The sequence below is a fragment of the Streptomyces sp. BL1 genome (assembly GCF_057628045.1).
The window spans coordinates 2,903,925-2,924,011 of the sequence record NZ_JBXYWZ010000002.1 but is presented as its reverse complement, the minus strand read 5'-3'; the positions used below and the strand labels follow the sequence as shown (position 1 = coordinate 2,924,011).

The following is a 20,087-nucleotide window of genomic DNA, read 5'->3' as shown; positions in this document are numbered from 1 at the left end:
ATGCACTTCCACCCCGACGAGGACCACGTCGCGTACGTGGACACCGTCCGGCGGCTGCTCGCCGACGCCGCGCCCCTCAAAGCGGCCCGCGCCTGGGCGGCCGGCGAACACGGCCCCGGGCGCGAACTGTGGCGCGCGCTGGCCGGTACGGGGCTCGTCGCCCTCGCCGTCCCCGAGGACCAGGAGGGCGGGCTCGGCTTCCGTACCCCCGAACTGGCCTCCGCCTACGTGGAACTGGGCCGGGCCGGAGCCCCCGGCCCCGTCGCCGAGACGGCCGCCGTGGCCGCCGGTCTCGGCGCGGCCGGTGCGCGGGGCCCCTGGCTCACGCCGGCGCTCGCGGGCGACGCCATGCTGACGGTCACCGACCCGGCGGGCGACGGGCACGCGCTCGACGCGCACTGCACGGACGCCGCCTTCTTCCTCTCCGGGGACGTCCTCCAGCTCGCCGTCCCCGAGGGCGAACCCCGGCCCTCCCTGGACCCGGTGCGCCATCTGGTGCGCTGCGCCCCGATCGAACCGGTGCCCGCCGACACCGGCCGGCTGTACGCGCTGGCGGTGCTGCTCACCGCGGCGCAGGCCCTCGGCGCGGGCCGCGCCCTGCTGGAGGGCAGCACCGAACACGCCGCGCAGCGCACCCAGTTCGGCCGGCCCATCGGCTCCTTCCAGGCGGTGAAGCACCAGCTGGCCACGGTCGCCGTCGCCCTGGAGTTCGCCGAGCCGCTGCTGTACGGGGCGGCCGCCGGCCTCGCCGCTGACGAGCCGGGCGGCGGCGCCGCGGCCCGGGACCTGCCCGCCGCGAAGGCCGCCTGCTGCGACGCCGCGTACCTGGCGGCGCGTACGGCCCTCCAGGTGCACGGCGCGCTCGGCTACACGGACGAGTACGACCTGACCCTGCATCTGCGCAAGGCACGCGCCCTGCGCAGCGCCTGGGGCTCGCCCGCCGCGTGCCGCGCCGCCGTACTGGCCGCGGGGGAGGAGTCCGTCTGACAGCCGCCCCGCGGCCCGGAGTTCAGCGGGCCGTGAGGCCGCCGTCCACCGCGAACTCGGCGCCCGTGACGTACGCGGAGGCGTCCGAGGCGAGGAACAGGACGAGCCCCGCGACATCGTGCGGCGTACCGATGCGGCGCAGCGGAATGTGCGGATAGTCCCGCTCCCGTACGTCGGCGCCGCCGCCCGTCACGCTCTCGATGATGGGCGTGTCGATCATGCCGGGGTGCACGGAGTTGATCCGGATCCCCTCGGCCGCCACATCCAGCGCGGCCGAGCGGGTCAGCCCGCGCAGCCCGAACTTCGTGGCGCCGTACGCACTGTGCTCCGGGATGCCCTTCAGGCCCGCCGCCGACGAGATGTTGACGACGGACCCGCCGCCGGCCTCCCGCATCGCGGGCAGCACCGCCTTGATGCCCAGGAACGGGCCGACCAGATTGACGTCGAGCAGCTGCCGGAACCCCTCCTCCGACTGCTCCTCCACGGGCGCGGTCCGCCACACCCCGGCGTTGTTGACGAGCACGTCCAGCCGCCCGTGCCGGTGCACGGCCGCGTCCACCACGCGGGTCCAGTCCCGCGCGGAGGACACGTCGTGCCGTACGAACACGGCCGCGCCGTCGCCGAATTCGCCGCGCAGCTCCTCGGTGAGCGACTCGCCGGCCGCCTCCGCCACATCGGTGAGCACCACCCGGGCGCCCGCCTCCGCCAGCACCCGCGCGTGCTCGGCGCCCTGCCCGCGCGCGGCACCGGTGACGACGGCCACCCGGCCGCTGAGATCGAAGTCAGTCATGGCCCGTCTTTACGCCCGGCGGGCGGGGAAAGGAAGCCTTACGCCCGGCGGGCGAGGAAAGGAAGCACCACGCCTCAGCTGTCGCTGTCGCCGCCCCGGTCCGGACGGTGGAACAGCGCCCCGATGTGCGCGGAGGCGGCGGACAGATGGCGGCGGGCCTCACGGAGCTGCGCGCCGGTCACGCCGTGGTCGCGGGCGGCGTCCCGCACCTCGTCGCGGAACCGGTCGAGCAGCCGCTCCAGTTCGCGGGCCGGATCACCGACCGTCTCCTCGTCCGCGGCGTCCTCCCGGAGGTCCTCAGCGCCGGTGCCGCTCCCGGCCTCCCCCGAACCGGTCTTCCCGGACCCGGCCTCCCCGGCCCCACTCTCTCCGGCCCCGCTCTCTCCAGACCCGGCCGCCGGGTCGGCGCCGAAGTACGGCGGCCACGCCGCGGTGTGCCCGGTGATACGGCCCAGATTGCCCATCTCGCGGGCGAGTTCGGACATGCCCTCGCGGACCGCGCCCGGCCAGTCGCCGCTCTTCGCCCGCGCCTGCACCTGGTCCTGCACCTGGCGCGCGATCCGGCGCACCTCCTCGGCAGCCTCCGCGCGCGCCTCGGCCTCCTTCGCCTGGCGCTGCGCCTGCTTCGTCTCCTGCCGGGCGCGGCGGGCCTGTTCCTTCCACTCCTCCTTGGCGCGCCGCATCTCCTCCTTGGCCTGCTGCCACGCCTCCTTGTCGCCCCAGCCGCCCGGGCCCTGCCACCCTCCGGCGGCCCGCTCCGTACGGGTGCGTTCGGCCTGCTCCCGCATCTCGCGCCGCAGATCCTGCGCCGAACCGCTGACGTCCTCGCGGATGTTGGCGGCGAGCGCGGCGAGCGACTCGCGGATCTCGACCTCCAGCTCGGCCAGTTCGCCCTGCCGCTCGGCGAGTTCGGCCCGGCCGGCCTCGGTGATCGAGTAGGTCTTGCGGCCGCCCTCGGTGGTGTGGCTGACCAGGCCCTCCGCCTCCAGCTTGGCGAGCCGCGGATAGACCGTGCCGGCGGACGGCGCGTACAGGCCCTGGAAGCGCTCCTCCAGCAGCCGGATCACCTCGTACCCGTGCCGGGGCGCCTCGTCCAGCAGCTTGAGCAGATAGAGGCGGAGACGGCCGTGGGCGAAGACGGGGGGCATGTCACACGTCCTTGCTGAAGGAGGGGGCTTCGGGGGCGGGGGCCGGACCGTCCGGATCCGCCGGGCGGCGGAGCAGCGCGACGGACCCCGAGACGGTCGTGGCCTTGATCTTCCCCCGGCCCGTGCGCAGCGTGCCGGTCAGGTGTGTCCCGCCCCAGTGCGCCGAGGGCCGCAGCTCGTCGAAGGCACTGGAGAAGGCGCCCCTGGCGGTGTTCACCTCGACCTCGGCGTCCACCGGCTCGGGCAGCCGCAGCGCTACCTCGCCCGACACGGTCGTGAGGTGGACGTCCGTGGGCGGAGCCGCGCCGTCGCCGGGCGCGAGGTCGACGATCATCGAGCCGCTCACGGAGTCGGCGCGCACCCCGTCACCGCCGCCGTCCATCACGGTGAGGTCGCCGGAGACGGAGTTGAACCGGAGCCCGCCGGTGAGACCTTGCGTCTCGACGTCCCCCGACACGGTGTCCGCGCGCACGGGTCCCGTCAGGCCCACGAGCGTCGCGCCCCCCGACACCCCGCGCACCTCCGTGCGCCCCGTGATCCCCGAGACGACCGCGCTCGCGCCGACCACACCGACGGAGAGCCGCGACCCGGCCGGCACCGACACGGATACCACGACCCCGCGGTGCCAGCCCTTGCGGTCAAGCCACTTGAGGAAGCCCTTCCAGGGCAGGTCCTCGTACACCACGGAGAGCACCGAACCTTCCCGCTTCACCTGCAGCGGCGGCCCGTTCACCTCCGTGATCTCGACCCGGGAGCCGGGGCCCTCGGTGCCGACGACGTTCACTGTGCCGTTGACGACGCGCACCTGAAGCTCGTCGACGGCCTCCTCGAAGTCGAGGACCTGTGGTGCGGAGATCTGCCATGAGCTGTCGGCGGGCACGTCGGCCTCCCCCTGGGCGGGAACGCGACGACATATCGCGTCTGTCCTCAGACACGATATGTCGCGTACCCGGGCGGAGCAAGGCCCCGGCACGGACGGGTACGCGGCCCGGAACGCCCGCTCCGGAAGCCCCTGTTACTCGTCCTCGTCGTCCTCGTCGTCGAGCCGCGCCAGCCAGGTCGCGAGCCGCTCGACGGGCACCTCGAAGTCCGGATTCAGATCGACGAAGGCCCGCAGCTGCTCGGCCAGCCACCCGAGGCTGACCTCCTCCTCGCCGCGCCGCTTGTCCAGCTCCTCGATACCGCGGTCGGTGAAGTACACGTCGATGCTCCTGTTGTCCCCTGCGGAATGTTCCGTCCCAGGGTATGCGGGCAGTACGGGCCGCTGCCGCACACCGCCGCCGGACCCCGCCGGACGCGGGTCCGGGCACGCCAAAGGGCCCGCCCCGCAAGCGTGTTGCGGAACGGGCCCTCGTGGGTCGTGACGATCAGCAGTCGAAGACCTCGGCCATGATCTGGGCCTGTTCCTCGGCGTGCACCTTGCCCGAACCGACCGCCGGGGACGACGAGTGCGAGCGGGACACGCGCCGCAGACGCTCGGCGGGCGGCAGGTCGGCGCCGACCGAGAGGTCCAGGTGGTCGATCAGGTTGAGGGCGATGAAGGGCCACGCGCCCTGGTTCGCCGGCTCCTCCTGCGCCCAGATGAACTTCTCGGCGTTCGCGAACCGGCCGATCTCCGCCTGGAGTTCCTTGCCGGGCAGCGGGTACAGCCGCTCCAGCCGGATGATCGCGGTGTCCGTGAGACCGCGCTTCTGCCGCTCGGCGTCCAGGTCGTAGTAGACCTTGCCGGAGCAGAAGACGACCTTGCGGACGTTGGCCGGGTCGACGGATCCACTGTCCACGAGCGTGTCACCGATGACCGGACGGAAGCCGCCCGAGGTGAACTCGTCCGTCTTCGACGCCGCGGCCTTGAGCCGGAGCATCGACTTCGGGGTGAAGACGACCAGCGGCTTGTGGTGCGGGTTGTGCACCTGCCAGCGCAGCAGGTGGAAGTAGTTCGACGGCAGCGACGGCATGGCGACCGTCATGCTGTTCTGCGCGCACAGCTGGAGGAACCGCTCGATGCGGGCCGAGGAGTGGTCCGGGCCCTGGCCCTCGTAGCCGTGCGGCAGCAGCAGGGTGACGCCGGACGTCTGGTTCCACTTCTGCTCGGCCGACGAGATGAACTCGTCGATGACCGTCTGCGCGCCGTTCATGAAGTCGCCGAACTGCGCCTCCCACATGACCAGCGCCTCGGGACGGGCCAGCGAGTAGCCGTACTCGAAGCCCATCGCCGCGTACTCGCTGAGCAGCGAGTCGTAGACGTTGAACCGCGCCTGGTCCTCGGAGAGGTAGAGCAGCGGGGTGAAGTCGTTGCCGGTCTTCTGGTCCAGCAGCACCGAGTGCCGCTGGCCGAAGGTGCCGCGCCGCGAGTCCTGGCCGGCGAGGCGGACCGGGGTGCCCTCCATCAGCAGCGAGCCGATGGCGAGGGTCTCGCCCATCGCCCAGTCGATGGTGCCGTCCTCGACCATCTGCGCACGGCGCTGCAGTTGGGGCTGCAGACGCGGGTGCACCGTGATGTGGTCGGGGATGTTCACCTGCGACTCGGCGATCCGCTTCACGACCTCCTGGCCCACGCCGGTCTCGACGTGCACCGGGAACTCGGCCCTGGGCTCCGGCACTTCGGTCGGCGCGGGGGCCGTGGTGGCGTCCCGCACCTCCGTGAAGACCTTCTCCAGCTGGCCCTGGAAGTCCTGCAGCGCCTGCTCGGCCTCCTCCAGCGTGATGTCGCCCCGGCCGATCAGCGACTCGGTGTAGAGCTTGCGCACCGAACGCTTCTTGTCGATCAGGTTGTACATCAGCGGCTGCGTGAACGACGGGTTGTCGCCCTCGTTGTGGCCGCGGCGGCGGTAGCAGATCATGTCGATGACGACGTCCTTGTTGAACGCCTGCCGGTACTCGAAGGCGAGCCGCGCGACGCGCACGACGGCCTCCGGGTCGTCACCGTTCACATGGAAGATCGGCGCCTCGATCATCCGCGCCACGTCGGTGGAGTACAGCGACGAGCGCGCCGACTCCGGCGCCGCCGTGTAACCGACCTGGTTGTTGATGATGATGTGCACCGTGCCGCCGGTGCGGTAGCCGCGCAGCTGCGACATGTTGAGCGTCTCGGCGACCACACCCTGGCCGGCGAACGCCGCGTCACCGTGCAGCTGGATCGGCAGGACGGTGAAGTCCGTACCGCCCTTGCCGATGATGTCCTGCTTGGCGCGGGAGACACCCTCGACGACCGGGTCGACGGCCTCCAGGTGCGAGGGGTTGGCGGTCAGCGAGACGTTGATCTGCTCGCCGTCCAGACCGGTGAACGTGCCCTCGGCGCCCAGGTGGTACTTCACGTCGCCGGAGCCGTGCATCGACTTCGGGTCGAGGTTGCCCTCGAACTCCCGGAAGATCTGCGCGTACGACTTGCCGACGATGTTCGCGAGGACGTTCAGCCGGCCGCGGTGGGCCATGCCGATGACGCACTCGTCGAGCCGCGACTCCGCCGCCGCGTCCAGCACCGCGTCCAGCAGCGGGATGACGGACTCGCCGCCCTCCAGCGAAAAGCGCTTCTGGCCGACGTACTTGGTCTGCAGGAAGGTCTCGAAGGCCTCCGCCGAGTTCAGCCGGCGCAGGATGCGCAGCTGCTCCTCACGCTCCGGCGAGGCGGCGCTGCGCTCCACCCGGTCCTGGAGCCACTTGCGCTCCTTCGGGTCCTGGATGTGCATGTACTCGATGCCGGTGGTGCGGCAGTACGAGTCGCGCAGCACGCCGAGGATGTCGCGCAGCTTCATCATCGACTTGCCGGCGAAGCCGCCGACCGCGAACTCCCGCTCCAGGTCCCACAGGGTGAGGCCGTGCTCGGTGATGTCCAGGTCGGGGTGCTTGCGCTGCTTGTACTCCAGCGGGTCGGTGTCGGCCATGACGTGGCCGCGCACCCGGTAGGAGTGGATCAGCTCGAAGACCCGGGCGGCCTTGGTGACGTCGTCGTCGTGCGACGTGTCGATGTCCTGCATCCAGCGCACCGGCTCGTACGGGATGCGCAGCGCCTTGAAGATCTCGTCGTAGAAATCGTTCTGGCCCAGCAGGAAGTTGGCGACCTGGCGCAGGAACTCGCCGGAGGCGGCGCCCTGGATGACCCGGTGGTCGTACGTGCTGGTGAGGGTCATCACCTTGGAGATGCCCAGGCGGTTCAGGGTGTCCTGCGAGGTGCCCTGGAACTCCGCCGGGTACTCCATCGCGCCGACGCCCATGATCGTGCTCTGGCCCGGCATCAGACGCGGGACGGAGTGCACGGTGCCGATGCCGCCGGGGTTGGTCAGCGAGCAGGTGACGCCGGAGAAGTCGTCCATCGTCAGCTTGTTCTCGCGGGCCCGGCGGACGATGTCCTCGTAGGCCTGCCAGAACTCGAAGAAGGTGAGGGTCTCAGCCTTCTTGATCGCCGCGACCACGAGCTGCCGGTCGCCGTTCGGCTTCACCAGGTCGATGGCGAGGCCGAGGTTGACGTGCTCGGGCTTGACGAGGGTGGGCTTGCCGTCCTTCTCCATGTACGCGTGGTTCATGGAGGGCATCGCCTTCATCGCCTGCACCATGGCGTAGCCGATGAGGTGGGTGAAGGAGACCTTCCCGCCCCGGGCGCGCTTCAGGTGGTTGTTGATGACGATGCGGTTGTCGAACAGCAGCTTCACCGGGACGGCGCGCACGGACGTGGCCGTGGGCAGGTCGCGGGAGGCGTTCATGTTCTTGGCGACGGCGCCGGCGGGGCCGCGCAGCGGCACGTACTCCGGGCCTGCCGGCTTCTCGGACTCCTCGTCCTTCGCCTGCGGGGCGGCCTTCGCCTCGGCCTTCGCGGGCGCGGCGGCGGCGGGCTTCGCCTGGGCCGGAGCGCTGCTCGCGGGCCGGGCCTCGGCGGCGGGCGCCTCGGCCGGCGCCTTCGGCGCGGACGCGGCGGGCTTCGCCGGAGCCGGCGCGCCCTCGGCGGCCGGGGCCTTCGCGGCGCCGGAACCGGCGGGCGGGGCGGCCGCGGTGGACGGGGCCTGCGCCTCAGCGCCGGCCGCCCCCGCGGTGGCCGAGCCGTCCGCGGCGGACGTCCCTGGTGATGCCTGGGTACTCCCTGGCTTGTAGTCGGCGAAGAAGTCCCACCAGGCTCGGTCTACCGAGTTCGGGTCCTGGAGGTACTGCTGGTAGATCTCATCAACAAGCCACTCGTTGGGACCGAACACAGACGCAGGGTCCTTGCCCTGCCCGTCCTGATCGGTCGAGACGCTCGAGCTGTTGGGGGACTGTGACGACACGGCGGCAACCGCCCTCTTCCGCTTCCTTAGGTGGTGGACAGCGGGAATAAAGGCTACGCCTCTCTCGGCGTTTGGTGCAGTCCGCATGGGCCTTCGTCGCGCACGTCACATCAGAAAGGCAGTTTCGGCGCAGGATTTGGCGGGAAACACACAACGTTTTGCAGCGATCGGGAACCGCATACCCGACTCTGCGCGTCCTATGCCCCCGCACGTCGCTGATCTGCGGCGACTCTCGCCACCCCGCGCGTCAACTTCGCGATTCACGCAAACCCGGAAGTGTGACCCTGATCCGGCACCCACGGGGAGATTCAGCCACCCGGATCGAGCCGCCGTGCAGATCGACCGCCCAGCGCGCGATCGCCAGACCCAGCCCCGTACCGCCGTCGCCGGTGCCCTGCCCGCCGGCCCGCTGCGCCCCGGTGCCCATGCCCGCGTTCTTCGTACGGTTGAACCGCTCGAAGACGGTGGCCCGTTCGGCCTCGGGTATCCCCGCGCCCTCGTCCAGGACCTCGACCTCCAGGCTCTCCTCGCCGCCGCCGCGCCGGGCGCGCACTGTCACGCGCCCGTGCGCCGGACTGTGCTTGACCGCGTTGTCGATGAGGTTGGCCACGACCTGGTGCAGGCGTTCCGCGTCGGCGTGCGCGGTCAGTTCGGGCGGCGACACGTCCAGATGCAGATGGACGTCGGTGCGTGCGTGCCCGGACCCCTTGCTCATGTTGGCCTCCTTGAGCACGCCCGCGAGGTACGGCCACACCTCGAACCGGCGTGCGTGCAGCGGCACCACACCGTTGTCGAGACGGGAGAGGTCGAGGAGGTGGTCGACGAGCCGGCCCAGCCGTTCGGTCTGCGCGAGCGCCGTCCGCATCGTCTCCGGGTCCGCTTCCGAGACCCCGTCGACCACGTTCTCCAGTACGGCGCGGAGCGCGGCGATCGGGGTGCGCAGCTCGTGCGAGACGTTCGCGACCAGCTCCTTGCGGTGCTGGTCGACGGACTCCAGATCGGCGGCCATCTTGTTGAACGTCTCGGCCAGCTCGCCGAATTCGTCCCGCCGCACCTGCTCCACGCGGCGCGAGTAGTCGCCGTCGGCCATCGCCCGTGCCGCGTCCGTCATCTCGTCCAGCGGCGCGGTCAGCGACTGCGCCACGAACTGGGTGATCAGCAGCGAGGCGATGATCGAGAAGATGGTGATCACGCGCAGTTCGGTCGCCGAGTGCACCGCGAACAGCGCGAGCAGCGTGGTGATCACGACGGACGCGATCACCAGCGCTCCCAGCGCCGCCTTCACGGAACGGTACGGATCCAGCGGCCGCAGGGCCTCCCACAGCCGGGCCCGGGCGCGGCTCTCCCACAGCCGCGTCCAGGCCCGGCTGACCGGCTCAGGAACTCTCACCGGCCGGCGCCGCGGGGGCGGGAGTCTCGAGGGCGTACCCGACGCCGTGCACCGTACGGATGCGGTCGGCGCCGATCTTCCGGCGGAGGGCCTTGATGTGGCTGTCGACGGTCCGCGTACCGGAGGCGTCGGCCCAGTCCCACACCTCGGCGAGCAGCTGCTCGCGCGAGAGCACCGCACGGGGCGAGTGCGCGAGGCAGACCAGCAGGTCGAACTCGGTGGGGGTCAGATGGACGTCCTCGCCGGTGACCCGCACCCGGCGCTGCGCGTGGTCGATCTCCAGCTCGCCGAGCCGGAGGATGCCGCTGCGCGGCGTGTGCGCCGCGAGCGTCGCCCGCTCGACGCGGCGCAGCAGCACGTGCACCCGCGCCGCCACCTCGCGCATCGAGAACGGCTTGGTCATGTAGTCGTCCGCGCCGACCCCGAGGCCGACGAGCATGTCGGTCTCGTCGTCCCGCGCGGTCAGCATCAGGACGGGTACGGGGCGCTGCGCCTGCACCCGCCGGCACACCTCCAGCCCGTCGAAGCCCGGCAGCATCACGTCGAGGACGATGAGGTCCGGCTGCCACGCCTCGGCGGTGTCCACGGCGGCGGGGCCGTCGCCGGCCGTCTGCACCTGGAATCCCTCGGCGCGCAGTCGCATCGCTATGGCGTCGACGATGGTCGGGTCGTCCTCGACGACGAGGATGCGGCGTTGTGCGCCAGGAGTCGTCGCGGCGGCAGCGCTGTTGGCGTGTGTGCCTTGTGTCGGTGTTGTGGTGTTCTGGTCCATTCGGCCCCGCCCCTGCGTTCGCCCCGCGGTTCGTGTGACTGGTTCGTGTGCGTGCTGGCAGCAGCGTAAGGGCCGTGTGTGGGCTGCGGCTATGCCGGTTTGGTTGCGAAGTGAACCACGTCGGGGACGCCTCGGACGACGGGGATCTCTTCGGTGCGGACCCTGCTGAATCCGGCATTCCACAATGTTTCCTCGAATGTCGAGGAGGGCTGCGCGGACCAGACGGCCAGCACCCCGCCCGGCGTCAGCCGCTCGCGGCAGGCGGCGAGTCCGGCGGGGGAGTAGAGGGTGCCGTTCTCGTCGCCGACTGTCCAGTCCGGACCGTTGTCGATGTCCAGGCAGATCGCGTCGAAGGGGACGCCGGATTCCTTCACGAGTGCGACGAGGTCGGTGTGCAGCACCTCCGTACGCGGGTCGCGCAGCGCGTCGGCCGTCACGGTGGACAGCGGGCCGCCGTCCCGGTGCCAGTCGATGACCGCGTCCTCCCGCTCGACGACCGCGATGCGTCCCCAGCGCGGCTCCGCCGCCGCCTCCGCCAGCGAGAAGCCCACGCCCAGGCCGCCGATGAGCAGCGCCGGCGATTCCCGCGGGCCGAGCTCGCGCAGCGCGGCCCGGACCAGGAGGCGTTCGGAGCGGCCGTCGGAGGTGTCCATGAGAAAGCAGCCGTTGGCGATGATCTGCAGACGTTCGCCGTGCCGCCGCAGCGCGACCTCTCCGTACGGTCCTTCGCGGCGGTCCAGCGTGACGGGTTCGGTGGACGGGTCAGGCATGCGCACATCCTGGCGTTCCAGGGGAGGCCGGTGCCAGCCGATTGCGGGCGCCTGATCGCCCACAGCGAACGCGTGCTCTCCGCAGGAACATCCGGACCCCTCGCATGCATTGAGTGGGCATAGCTCAACTTGCCTGCCGAGGGAGAGATCATGGCTTCGACGTCCACAACGCTCACCCTGCCCGTGCTGCCGCTCGGTGACGAGATCGTGCTGCCGGGGATGGTGGTGCCGCTGGATCTGTCCGACAACGAGGTGCGTGCGGCCGTGGAGGCCGCGCAAGCCGCCGTACAGAAGGGGGACAAGCCGCAGGTGCTGCTTGTTCCTCGGGTGGACGGGAATTACGCGGGCATCGGCGTGCTCGGCCGGGTGGAGCAGGTCGGCAGGCTCGCCGACGGCGACCCCGGCGCGCTGATCCGCGGTCTGCGCCGCATCCGCATCGGCGCCGGTACGACAGGACCGGGTGCCGCCCTGTGGGTGGAGGGCACCGAGGCCGAGGAGGCGGGACCCGATCCCGTACCCGGCCAGGTGGCCGAACAGATGAAGGAGTACAAGGCCCTCGCGACCGACTGGCTGCGCAAGCGCGGCGCCTGGCAGGTCGTGGACCGTGTGCAGCAGCTCGACGACGTCGGGCAGCTCGCGGACAACGCCGGATACTCGCCGTTCCTGTCCACCGAGCAGAAGGTCACGCTGCTGGAGACCACCGACCCGGTCGAGCGGCTGCGCTTCGCCACCGAGTCGCTGCGCGAGCACCTCGCCGAGCAGGACGTGGCCGAGTCCATCGCGAAGGACGTCCAGGAGGGCGTCGACAAGCAGCAGCGCGAGTTCCTGCTGCGGCGCCAGCTCGACGCCGTGCGCAAGGAACTGTCCGAGCTGAACGGCGACCCCGAGGACGAGAACGAGGACTACCGCGCCCGCGTCGAGGCCGCCGACCTGCCCGCCGACGTGAAGAAGGCGGCGCTCAAGGAGGTCGACAAGCTGGAGCGGTCCAGCGACCAGTCCCCCGAGGGCAGCTGGATCCGCACCTGGCTGGACACCGTCCTGGAGCTGCCCTGGAACGAGCGGACCGAGGACGCGTACGACATCGCCGGCGCCCAGCGGGTGCTGGACGAGGACCACGCGGGGCTGACCGACGTGAAGGAGCGCATCACCGAGTACCTCGCGGTGCGCAAGCGCCGTGACGAGCGCGGCCTGGGCGTCGTCGGCGGCCGTCGCGGCGGCGCCGTGCTGGCCCTGGTCGGCCCGCCCGGCGTCGGCAAGACCTCGCTCGGCGAGTCCGTCGCGCGGTCCATGGGACGGAAGTTCGTACGGGTCGCGCTCGGCGGTGTACGGGACGAGGCCGAGATCCGCGGCCACCGGCGTACGTACGTGGGCGCGCTGCCCGGACGCATCGTGCGGGCCATCAAGGAAGCGGGCTCGATGAACCCGGTGGTGCTGCTGGACGAGGTCGACAAGGTCGGCTCCGACTTCCGCGGCGACCCGGCGGCCGCGCTGCTGGAGGTCCTCGACCCGGCGCAGAACCACACCTTCCGCGACCACTACCTGGAGGTCGAACTCGACCTCTCCGACGTGGTGTTCCTGGCCACCGCCAACGTGCTGGAGGCCATCCCGGAGGCGCTGCTCGACCGGATGGAGGTCGTACAGCTCGACGGCTACACCGAGGACGACAAGGTCACCATCGCCCGGGACCACCTGCTGCCGCGGCAGCTGGAGCGGGCCGGTCTGAACGGCGACGAGGTCGGCATCGACGACGGGGCGCTGCGCAGGCTCGCGGGCGAGTACACCCGGGAGGCGGGCGTACGGAACCTGGAGCGGGCCGTGTCGCGGGTGCTGCGCAAGGTCGCGGCGAAGAACGAACTGGGCGAACTCACCCTGCCGTTCACCGTCGGCGCGGACGGGCTGCGCGAGCTGATCGGGCGGCCGCACCACACGCCCGAGTCCGCACAGGACCCGTCCGAGCGGCGCACCGCCGTGCCGGGCGTGGCCACCGGGCTCGCCGTGACCGGCGCGGGCGGCGACGTCCTCTTCGTCGAGGCCTCCCTGGCCGACCCGGAGACGGGTGCCTCCGGCCTCACCCTGACCGGACAGCTGGGCGACGTGATGAAGGAGTCGGCGCACATCGCCCTCTCGTACCTGCGCTCGCGCGGGGCCGAGGCGGAGCTGCCCGTCGGCGACCTGAAGGAGCGCGGCATCCACCTGCACGTGCCGGCGGGCGCCGTGCCCAAGGACGGGCCGAGCGCGGGCGTCACCATGACGACGGCGCTGGCGTCCCTGCTGAGCGGCCGTCAGGTGCGGCCCGACGTGGCGATGACCGGTGAGGTGTCGCTGACCGGGCGGGTGCTGCCGATCGGCGGGGTGAAGCAGAAGCTGCTCGCCGCACACCGCGCGGGCATCACCACCGTGGTGATCCCGAAGCGCAACGAGCCGGATCTGGACGACGTGCCGCAGGAGGTGCTCGACGGTCTCGACGTGCACCCCGTCGCGGACGTCCGCCAGGTGCTCGACCTGGCGCTGACCCCGGGGCGTTCGGCGGACCGTGAGGTCGCCGTGGCGGCCTGACGCGGCCTGGCCGGCCCGGCTGGGTGACGGTGTGCCGGCGTGAGACTCCGGCCGCGCGGTGACGGGTGCGGCCGGACAGCGGACGGGCGGTCCCTTCGGGGGCCGCCCGTCTCGTGTGCCGCCGTGTGCCCCGCGGCTTTGTGGGGCGGGTGCGGTTCCGCCGGGGTTCGCGCAGTTCCCCGCGCCCCTTGTCCGCGCCCCTGGTCGGGGTCAGCCGTTGGCCATCGCCTGGAGGCGGTCGTACGCGCCGTTGAAGACGTTGTGGTCACCGACGATCGGCCCCGACGAGGTGTACTGCCAGAACGTGTGGAAGCCCCAGCCGGCCGGGAGCGTGCCGGGGGAGGAGGCGTAGCGGGCGATCCACAGCGGATTGGCGCCGAAGCCCGCGTTGTTGCCGGTGCACTGCGTCCACCAGTTGGTGGTCGTGTAGATGACGGCGTCCCGTCCCGTGCGCGCCTTGTACGTGTTCACGAAGTCGCGGATCCAACTGACCATCGCGCTCTGGGACTTGCCGTAGCAGGTCGCGCCGTACGGGTTGTACTCGATGTCGAGCACGCCCGGCAGCGTCTTGCCGTCCCGGCTCCAGCCACCGCCGTTGTCGACGAAGAAGTTGGCCTGTGCCGCTCCGCTGGAGTTGCCCGGCAGGGCGAAGTGGTACGCGCCGCGGATCATCCCGGCGCTGTAGGAGCCGTTGTACTGCTGGCCGAAGTACGGGTTCTTGTAGCTCGTCCCTTCGGTGGCTTTCGCGTACGCCCACTTGACGCCGCTGTTCCACAGGGACGCCCAGTTGACGTTCCCCTGGTGGCTGCTCACGTCCACGCCCTCGACGGTCGCCGCGAGCGAGGGCGGCGGGGTGCCGTCCGTCGGGTCGCCCTCGTGCTGCTGCACGCCGGCGCCCATCCAGGCCTGGCCCGGACGGATCTTCCCGCCGCCGGGGACATCGCCCGTCGCGGCCGACGACGTGCCCGGCAGGGCGAGGGTGAGTGCGAGCGGCAGGGCGAGTGCCGCGAGCAGGAGCCGCGCGGTGCGTCTGGCGCGTCTGCCGCCGGTGGTACGTGATCCGTTGCTGGACATCGCTGCCTCCGAGTACCTCTGTGGGATGGAGAGGGGGCGGTGGAACGGATGCGCTGTGCCGTGCGGGGAGTGCCCGGGTGCGGGCACCGCAGCGGAAACGTACGCGCGTAGATGGGGAGGCGGAAGAGGGGCTGCGTGCCGCCGGTGGTCCAGTCCTGCGAAATACTGGGGAGGGCTGCGACGATCGTGGCCGACCGGCGGAAACTTTCTTCATGGGAATCGGTGTGGACGACGGCAACCCGGATGACAACAGCCCCGAGTACCTCGACTTGGAGCGCGAACTGGCGGTCTTCCTGCGCCGTGCCCGCGCGAGCTCGGGCGAGCTGGCCCGGGAGGTGCACCCGGACCTGGAGCCCGCCGCGTACGGCCTGCTGGTGCGGCTGGAGGACGCGGGCCCGCAGCGGGCCACCGATCTGGCCGGCTACTTCGGCGTCGGCAAGGCCACCATCAGCCGTCAGCTGCGCGCCCTCGAAAGCCTCGGCCTGATCACCCGCACCCCCGATCCGGCGGACGGCAGGGCCTCCGTGCTGACGCTGACCGACGAGGGCAGGGAACGGTTCACACGGGTACGGGACGCGCGCCGCGCCGAGTACCGGCGCAAGCTCTCCGCGTGGGACCCCGTCGAGATCGGCGAACTGGCCAGACTGCTGCACCGGTTCAACTCGCTGGGCGACGCGGAGGCCTGACCGCAGGGGCGCGGGGGACGGCGCGAATTCAGGGGCGCGGGGAACGGCGCGAGATAAGGGGCGCGGGGAACTGCGCAAACCCCAGCGGAACCGCACCCGCCCCACAAAGCCGCGGGGCACACGAGACGGCGCCCCGGAACCTCAGAGCCCGACGAACAGCGCCGAAGCGTCATCGTGCCGCTTCCCCCGCGGAGCGCCCTCGCGCTCCGCGGCCCGCACCCGCGAGACGAGCGCGTCCGGCCCCTCCTTGCGGACGAGCCCGAACAGGTCCGCCCAGTCGCCGAGCCGGAACACCTCCGTCCAGCGCGTCGCGCCGTCGGTGAGGGCGAGCAGTGCCCGCACCTCCGTACGCGGCGTCGAGCCCGTCACCGCGCGGGCCGCCACCTCCGGGTCGGCGGCGGCGGTGAAGAAGCCGGAGCCGTCGGGCGCGTTCCGCAGGCCCTCCACCATCCGTACGTACGCGGCCGCGGCCTCCTCGCGCTCCGGCGAGCCGTGCGGCAGTCCGCGCACCCGCTGCCGCTGCTCCCGTACGCCGGGCGGCAGTTCGCCGAGCCGGGAGTCGAGCACCGGGGTGACGGCGCCGTCGTGCCCCTCCAGGAGCAGCGCCGAGTCGGACAGCACGAGGTGCTCCACCCGCTCCTCGTCCCAGCGTGCGGCGACCACCGTGGCCTGCGGGGTGCGCGGGTGAGAAAGGTCACAGGTTGAGCTGTGGGCCGTCGCGGTACGCGCGATGGCCGCCGAGAGGCACTCCGCCAGGGTCATATCCCGGAGCGATCCGGACAGTTCGAGCATCGCGCCACCGAGCCGGGCCGTCAGCCAGGGGACACCGTGCGTACAGCCGTCGTCGCCCTCCGGTGGCGTCACCCCGTCGAGCACGACCAGCGCGCCGCCCCATCCGGATGCCGGGACGGCGACCGAGGCGAAGTCCTCATTGGGCCGCAGGCGGTTTCCGGGCTCACTGGCCATCTCGATGCGCATGGTTCCAGTCTGCTGGACCGGGGCCCTGAGTGATCGTCCGTACAGTCCGCGGGTCCCGCCGCGGGGCCGCGGCGTCCGCGAGGAGTGCGCGGACTGCCGGAGTTGGGCCGGAATGATCTACTCCGCGAAGCTGCGGGCGGGCATCTTGCCAGGCACCTGTGAGGTTTTCCAACCGTCGTCCGCACCGGGCCCGTTGGCGCCGGAGCAGTGGAGTTGTTCGCCAACTCCTGAGTGATGTTCACTCCTTCGGGTGGCGGGGGCAGGGGTTACGCTCCCGCCTCACAACGCCGCTGCAAGGGTCGGACGGCGAACAAGGGCGGGACCGCGGCAATTTCCCGGGGGACAGCCCCCCCGACCCCGGCTGGAAGTACAGGGCGGCCCGGATTCCCCGGGGCGTGCGGGACGAGATTGCGAGTGCGGGTGCGGAAGACTCGAATTCGGCAGCCTGACGGCGCGAGGACGGACGGACCTCCGAGGCCCCGGGCGCGGGTGCGGAACCGGCTGCTCGCCTCCGTCGCGCTCTGTGCCGTCGCGGTGCTGGCGGCGGGTACGCCGGCGGTGCTCGACGGGTCGCACGACGTCACCGAGTCGCAGGGCCTCGTCGACCAGGCCGAGCTCAACAAGCGCGCCATCGCCCTCTCGCACGTGCTCTCCGACGAGCGCGACGGCATGGTCGAGTACGTCGCCTCCTCCCGCGCAGGGCAGCGCTCCGCGCGCCCCGGGGAGGTCCCGTCCAGCGCGGGCGGCGCGTCCCAACGGGCCCGCGTGGACCGGCAGATCAAGGAGGTCACCGCCTCCGCCTACACGCCCGCGGAGCTGAAGGAACGGCTCGCCGCCGTGCCCGCGCTCCGCAAGGACGCCACCACCGGGCAGCCCGGACCGGCCGCCGCGCTCAAGACGTACAAGAGCTACAGCGAGGCCCTCGACGCGCTCCACACGCTCTCCGCGGGGCTGGTGCGCGACCTGCCCGCACGGGCGCAGAGCCCCACCGCCGACTCCCTCCCGGACCTCGCCCGCGCTGTCGGACAGGCCTCCGGCGTACGGGGTCTGCTGCGCGGTGCCCTGGCCGGCAGCGGCACGCAGCCGGAGCTGACCGCGGAGGCGCAGCGCGCCCGCGTCCGCGAACAGGCCGCGCTGGCCGACTTCGAGCAGACCGCCGGCAGCGGTGCCCGCGACGCGTACGACGCGACCGTCACCGGTACGGACGTCACGCTCGCCGACCGGTACGCGCAGAAGCTCACCGACCGTCCGTACCTCACCCCGGCCGACCGGCTCATGAGCCGCGAGCGGATGGACACCGCGCTGTCCGCGCGCGTGGACAGCATGCGCAGCGTGCAGGCGTCGTTCGCCGCGCAGGAGTCCGAGCGGCTGGAGAAGCTGCGCGACGACGACGTCACCGCGCTGGAGCTGCGGATCACCCTGGCCGGCGTGTGCCTGCTCGTCGCCGTCGGGATCGGCGTGCAGACGGCCCGTTCGATGACCCGCCCGCTGTCCGTGCTGCGGCGCGGCTCGCAGCGGCTCGCCGCCGATCCGGCCGGCGAGGAACAGGTCGTCTTCACCGGCAAGAACGACGAGTTCGCCGAGGTCGTCCGCGCGCTCAACACCCTGCGGGAGATCGCGGCCGCGCTGCAGGAGCGGGCCACCGAGGCCGAGGCCGACAACACCTTCCTGGTCGACGGCAAGGACCGGATCACCAGCGAGCTGGACCGGCTGCGCCGCGACCACCACACGCTGCGCGACGAGTACGAGGCGATGGCCGCCGCGCTGGACGAGGCCCGTACCGAGGCGCAGGAGGCGCGGAACGCCCGGGACGCCGCGGAGGCCGCGGCCCGGGAGGCCGGGGACTCCGCAGCGGACACGGCGGACGGCTCCGCCGTGGAGACACCGGACGGCGGGGCGCCGGAGCGCGAGGGCGCGCCGGCCTCGGCCGCCACCTTCGTCAATCTCGGGCTGCGCACCCTCGGCCTCGTCGAGCGGCAACTCGCCGTCATCGAGGGCCTGGAGGAGAAGGAGTCCGACCCGGACCAGCTCGGCACGCTCTTCAAGCTCGACCATCTCGCCACCCGGATGCGCCGGCACAGCGAGAACCTGCTGCTGCTCGCCGGCGCCGAGCACACCACGCAGCACGGCGCCCCGGTGCCGCTGCTGGACGTACTGCGCGCGGCGATCAGTGAGATAGAGCGCTACGAGCGGGTCGAACTGGGCTCCCTGCCGCCGCACACGCAGCTGACGGCGCACGCCGCCGACGACATCAGCCACCTCGTCGCCGAACTGCTCGACAACGCCGCCGCGTTCTCGCCGCCCGACGCCGGGGTCCGGCTGTCCGCCTGGCTGATGGAGAGCGGCGACGTGATGCTCTCGGTGCACGACGAGGGCATCGGCGTGACCGACGAGATGCTCGCGGCGCTCAACGCCCGGCTGGGCGAGCCGCGTTCGCCGCGCGGCTCCGGGAGCGGGCCGGGGTCCGCGGCGGAGACCCTCGGCATGGGCCTCTACGTGGTGGCCCGCCTCGCCTGCCGGCACGAGCTGCGCGTCCAGCTGCACAAGCACAAGCAGGGCGGCGTGACGGCCGTCGTCACCGTCCCGAAGAGCCTGGTGCACGACCGTCCCGCGGTGAGCGCCACGCCGCCCGGGGGCGGCGGCACCGGTCTGCCGGGCTCGGTCGCCGAGGCCAACTCCAACGACCTGCCCGTCCGCAGGCCGCGGCGGCACGCGGCGGAGCGCATCCCGGCGCCCCGTCCCGCACCGGAGCCCGAGGACACGGCACCGGACACCGAGGACACGGCACTTGACCCCGAGGACACGGCACCGGAGCCCGACCGCGCTCCGGAGCCGGACGCCGGCGCGTCCCGCGAGCACGAGCACACGCGGGACGAGGCGCCGTCCGCACCGCGGGAGTCCGCGCCGCGGGAGTCCGCTCCCGCGACGCCGGCGCCGCGGGTCACCGACAAGGGCCTGCCGAAGCGCACGCCCAGGAACGTCACCTCCGAGCAGGGCCGGCCACGGGCCCGTACGGGAGGTGCGAACGCCGACGAACTGCGGCGCAGGCTGGGCGGTTTCCAGCAGGGTGCCCAGCACGGACGGCGTGACGCGGAGGCCGAGGCCGCCGCTGAGGAACATGAGAACGGCCAAGCGGGGGCGCAGATTGACGGTGGTACCGCCGAGGAGGCACGCAAGTGAATGCGCCCACCACGCGCACAACCGGCAGTACGGAGGCCCGTAACCTCCGCTGGCTGCTGGACAATCTGGTCGACGAGGTGCCGGGCATCCGCTCCGTCGCCGTCGTGTCGTCCGACGGACTGCTGCTGCTGTCCTCCGATCCGGAGGTGACCGCCGCGGCGGAACGGGGCGGCGAGGACGGCGAGGAGGCGCGTACCGGCCCGCGGGGATCGAGCGCGGACCTCGCGACCATCGTGTCCGGCGTCGGCTCGCTGACGCTGGGCGCGGCCAAGCTGATGGACGGCGGCGACCTCCGGCAGACCATGATCTCCATGGAGGAGGGCACGCTCTTCGTGATGTCGGTCAGCGACGGATCCCTGCTCGGCGTGCACGCCACGGCCGAGTGCGACATGAGCGTCATCGCCTATCACATGGCGCTGTTCGTCGGCCGCGCCGGACATGTCCTCACCCCTGAACTCCGCACCGAGCTGCGCAAGTCGATGGAGCTGGACCAGTGACCCCTGC

Annotated in this window: 15 protein-coding genes; 5 read left to right on the top strand and 10 right to left on the bottom strand. The window is 72.1% G+C overall.

From position 1 onward, the window contains the following. The gene (locus AC3AGO_RS12780; RefSeq protein ID WP_487824634.1) at positions 1-987 is read left to right on the top strand and encodes an acyl-CoA dehydrogenase family protein; all 987 of its coding nucleotides are present in this window, start codon (positions 1-3) and stop codon (positions 985-987) included. Positions 988-1,009: 22 nt separating this feature from the next. Here AC3AGO_RS12780 and AC3AGO_RS12775 read toward each other — a convergent pair whose 3' ends face one another. From AC3AGO_RS12775 to AC3AGO_RS12740, 8 genes are all read right to left on the bottom strand, one after another. Further along, a complete protein-coding gene (locus tag AC3AGO_RS12775; RefSeq protein WP_487820298.1) occupies positions 1,010-1,777 on the bottom strand; it encodes an SDR family NAD(P)-dependent oxidoreductase in 768 nt (255 codons plus the stop codon). A 74-nt stretch (positions 1,778-1,851) separates the two neighbouring features. Then, positions 1,852-2,925 (bottom strand): PadR family transcriptional regulator, encoded by a 1,074-nt coding sequence (locus AC3AGO_RS12770; protein ID WP_487820297.1) that lies wholly within the window; start codon positions 2,923-2,925, stop codon positions 1,852-1,854. A gap of 1 nt (position 2,926) precedes the next feature. After that, positions 2,927-3,805, bottom strand: a complete 879-nt coding sequence (locus AC3AGO_RS12765) for a DUF4097 family beta strand repeat-containing protein (RefSeq protein ID WP_487820296.1) — start codon at positions 3,803-3,805, stop codon at positions 2,927-2,929. Between the two features lie 135 nt (positions 3,806-3,940). Continuing rightward, positions 3,941-4,126 (bottom strand): DUF6104 family protein, encoded by a 186-nt coding sequence (locus AC3AGO_RS12760; RefSeq protein WP_487820295.1) that lies wholly within the window; start codon positions 4,124-4,126, stop codon positions 3,941-3,943. A gap of 166 nt (positions 4,127-4,292) precedes the next feature. Next, positions 4,293-8,177 carry a multifunctional oxoglutarate decarboxylase/oxoglutarate dehydrogenase thiamine pyrophosphate-binding subunit/dihydrolipoyllysine-residue succinyltransferase subunit gene (locus tag AC3AGO_RS12755; RefSeq protein WP_487820294.1) on the bottom strand — a complete coding sequence of 1,295 codons (3,885 nt, stop codon included), beginning with the start codon at positions 8,175-8,177 and terminating at the stop codon, positions 4,293-4,295. Between the two features lie 247 nt (positions 8,178-8,424). Beyond that, complete coding sequence (locus AC3AGO_RS12750; protein ID WP_487820293.1) at positions 8,425-9,567, bottom strand: HAMP domain-containing sensor histidine kinase; 1,143 nt, start codon at positions 9,565-9,567, stop codon at positions 8,425-8,427. Continuing rightward, positions 9,554-10,339, bottom strand: a complete 786-nt coding sequence (locus AC3AGO_RS12745; protein ID WP_487820292.1) for a response regulator transcription factor — start codon at positions 10,337-10,339, stop codon at positions 9,554-9,556. Before AC3AGO_RS12745 ends, AC3AGO_RS12750 begins: the two co-directional genes overlap by 14 nt. An 89-nt stretch (positions 10,340-10,428) precedes the next feature. Next, positions 10,429-11,109: a spermidine synthase family protein gene (locus tag AC3AGO_RS12740; protein WP_487820291.1), complete on the bottom strand. Its 681-nt coding sequence runs from the start codon at positions 11,107-11,109 to the stop codon at positions 10,429-10,431. Between the two features lie 150 nt (positions 11,110-11,259). On the opposite strand from AC3AGO_RS12740, the gene lon reads away from it, so the two are divergent. Then, on the top strand, positions 11,260-13,665 hold the full coding sequence (gene lon / locus AC3AGO_RS12735; RefSeq protein ID WP_487820290.1) for an endopeptidase La: 2,406 nt from the start codon (positions 11,260-11,262) through the stop codon (positions 13,663-13,665). 210 nt (positions 13,666-13,875) lie between these two features. On the opposite strand, the gene AC3AGO_RS12730 is transcribed toward lon, so the two are convergent. Next, positions 13,876-14,739 carry a lysozyme gene (locus tag AC3AGO_RS12730; RefSeq protein ID WP_487820289.1) on the bottom strand — a complete coding sequence of 288 codons (864 nt, stop codon included), beginning with the start codon at positions 14,737-14,739 and terminating at the stop codon, positions 13,876-13,878. 212 nt (positions 14,740-14,951) lie between these two features. Here AC3AGO_RS12730 and AC3AGO_RS12725 point away from each other — a divergent pair, with 212 nt between their 5' ends. Beyond that, on the top strand, positions 14,952-15,425 hold the full coding sequence (locus AC3AGO_RS12725) for a MarR family winged helix-turn-helix transcriptional regulator (protein ID WP_487820288.1): 474 nt from the start codon (positions 14,952-14,954) through the stop codon (positions 15,423-15,425). A 141-nt stretch (positions 15,426-15,566) separates the two neighbouring features. Here AC3AGO_RS12725 and AC3AGO_RS12720 read toward each other — a convergent pair whose 3' ends face one another. Next, positions 15,567-16,403: a protein phosphatase 2C domain-containing protein gene (locus AC3AGO_RS12720; RefSeq protein WP_487820287.1), complete on the bottom strand. Its 837-nt coding sequence runs from the start codon at positions 16,401-16,403 to the stop codon at positions 15,567-15,569. Positions 16,404-16,892: 489 nt separating this feature from the next. On the opposite strand from AC3AGO_RS12720, the gene AC3AGO_RS12715 reads away from it, so the two are divergent. Beyond that, positions 16,893-19,583, top strand: a complete 2,691-nt coding sequence (locus AC3AGO_RS12715) for a sensor histidine kinase (protein WP_487820286.1) — start codon at positions 16,893-16,895, stop codon at positions 19,581-19,583. Then, positions 19,580-20,080: a roadblock/LC7 domain-containing protein gene (locus AC3AGO_RS12710; RefSeq protein WP_487820285.1), complete on the top strand. Its 501-nt coding sequence runs from the start codon at positions 19,580-19,582 to the stop codon at positions 20,078-20,080. The genes AC3AGO_RS12715 and AC3AGO_RS12710 overlap by 4 nt, the downstream gene beginning before the upstream one ends. Positions 20,081-20,087: the final 7 nt, after the last annotated feature.

Coding starts and splice junctions, on each gene's coding strand:
- AC3AGO_RS12730 (WP_487820289.1), bottom strand. CDS start 14,739: ATGTCCAGCAACGGATCACGTACCACCGGCGGCAGACGCGCCAGACGC.
- AC3AGO_RS12775 (WP_487820298.1), bottom strand. CDS start 1,777: ATGACTGACTTCGATCTCAGCGGCCGGGTGGCCGTCGTCACCGGTGCC.
- AC3AGO_RS12725 (WP_487820288.1), top strand. CDS start 14,952: ATGGGAATCGGTGTGGACGACGGCAACCCGGATGACAACAGCCCCGAG.
- AC3AGO_RS12770 (WP_487820297.1), bottom strand. CDS start 2,925: ATGCCCCCCGTCTTCGCCCACGGCCGTCTCCGCCTCTATCTGCTCAAG.
- AC3AGO_RS12720 (WP_487820287.1), bottom strand. CDS start 16,403: ATGCGCATCGAGATGGCCAGTGAGCCCGGAAACCGCCTGCGGCCCAAT.
- lon (WP_487820290.1), top strand. CDS start 11,260: ATGGCTTCGACGTCCACAACGCTCACCCTGCCCGTGCTGCCGCTCGGT.
- AC3AGO_RS12740 (WP_487820291.1), bottom strand. CDS start 11,109: ATGCCTGACCCGTCCACCGAACCCGTCACGCTGGACCGCCGCGAAGGA.
- AC3AGO_RS12745 (WP_487820292.1), bottom strand. CDS start 10,339: ATGGACCAGAACACCACAACACCGACACAAGGCACACACGCCAACAGC.
- AC3AGO_RS12780 (WP_487824634.1), top strand. CDS start 1: ATGCACTTCCACCCCGACGAGGACCACGTCGCGTACGTGGACACCGTC.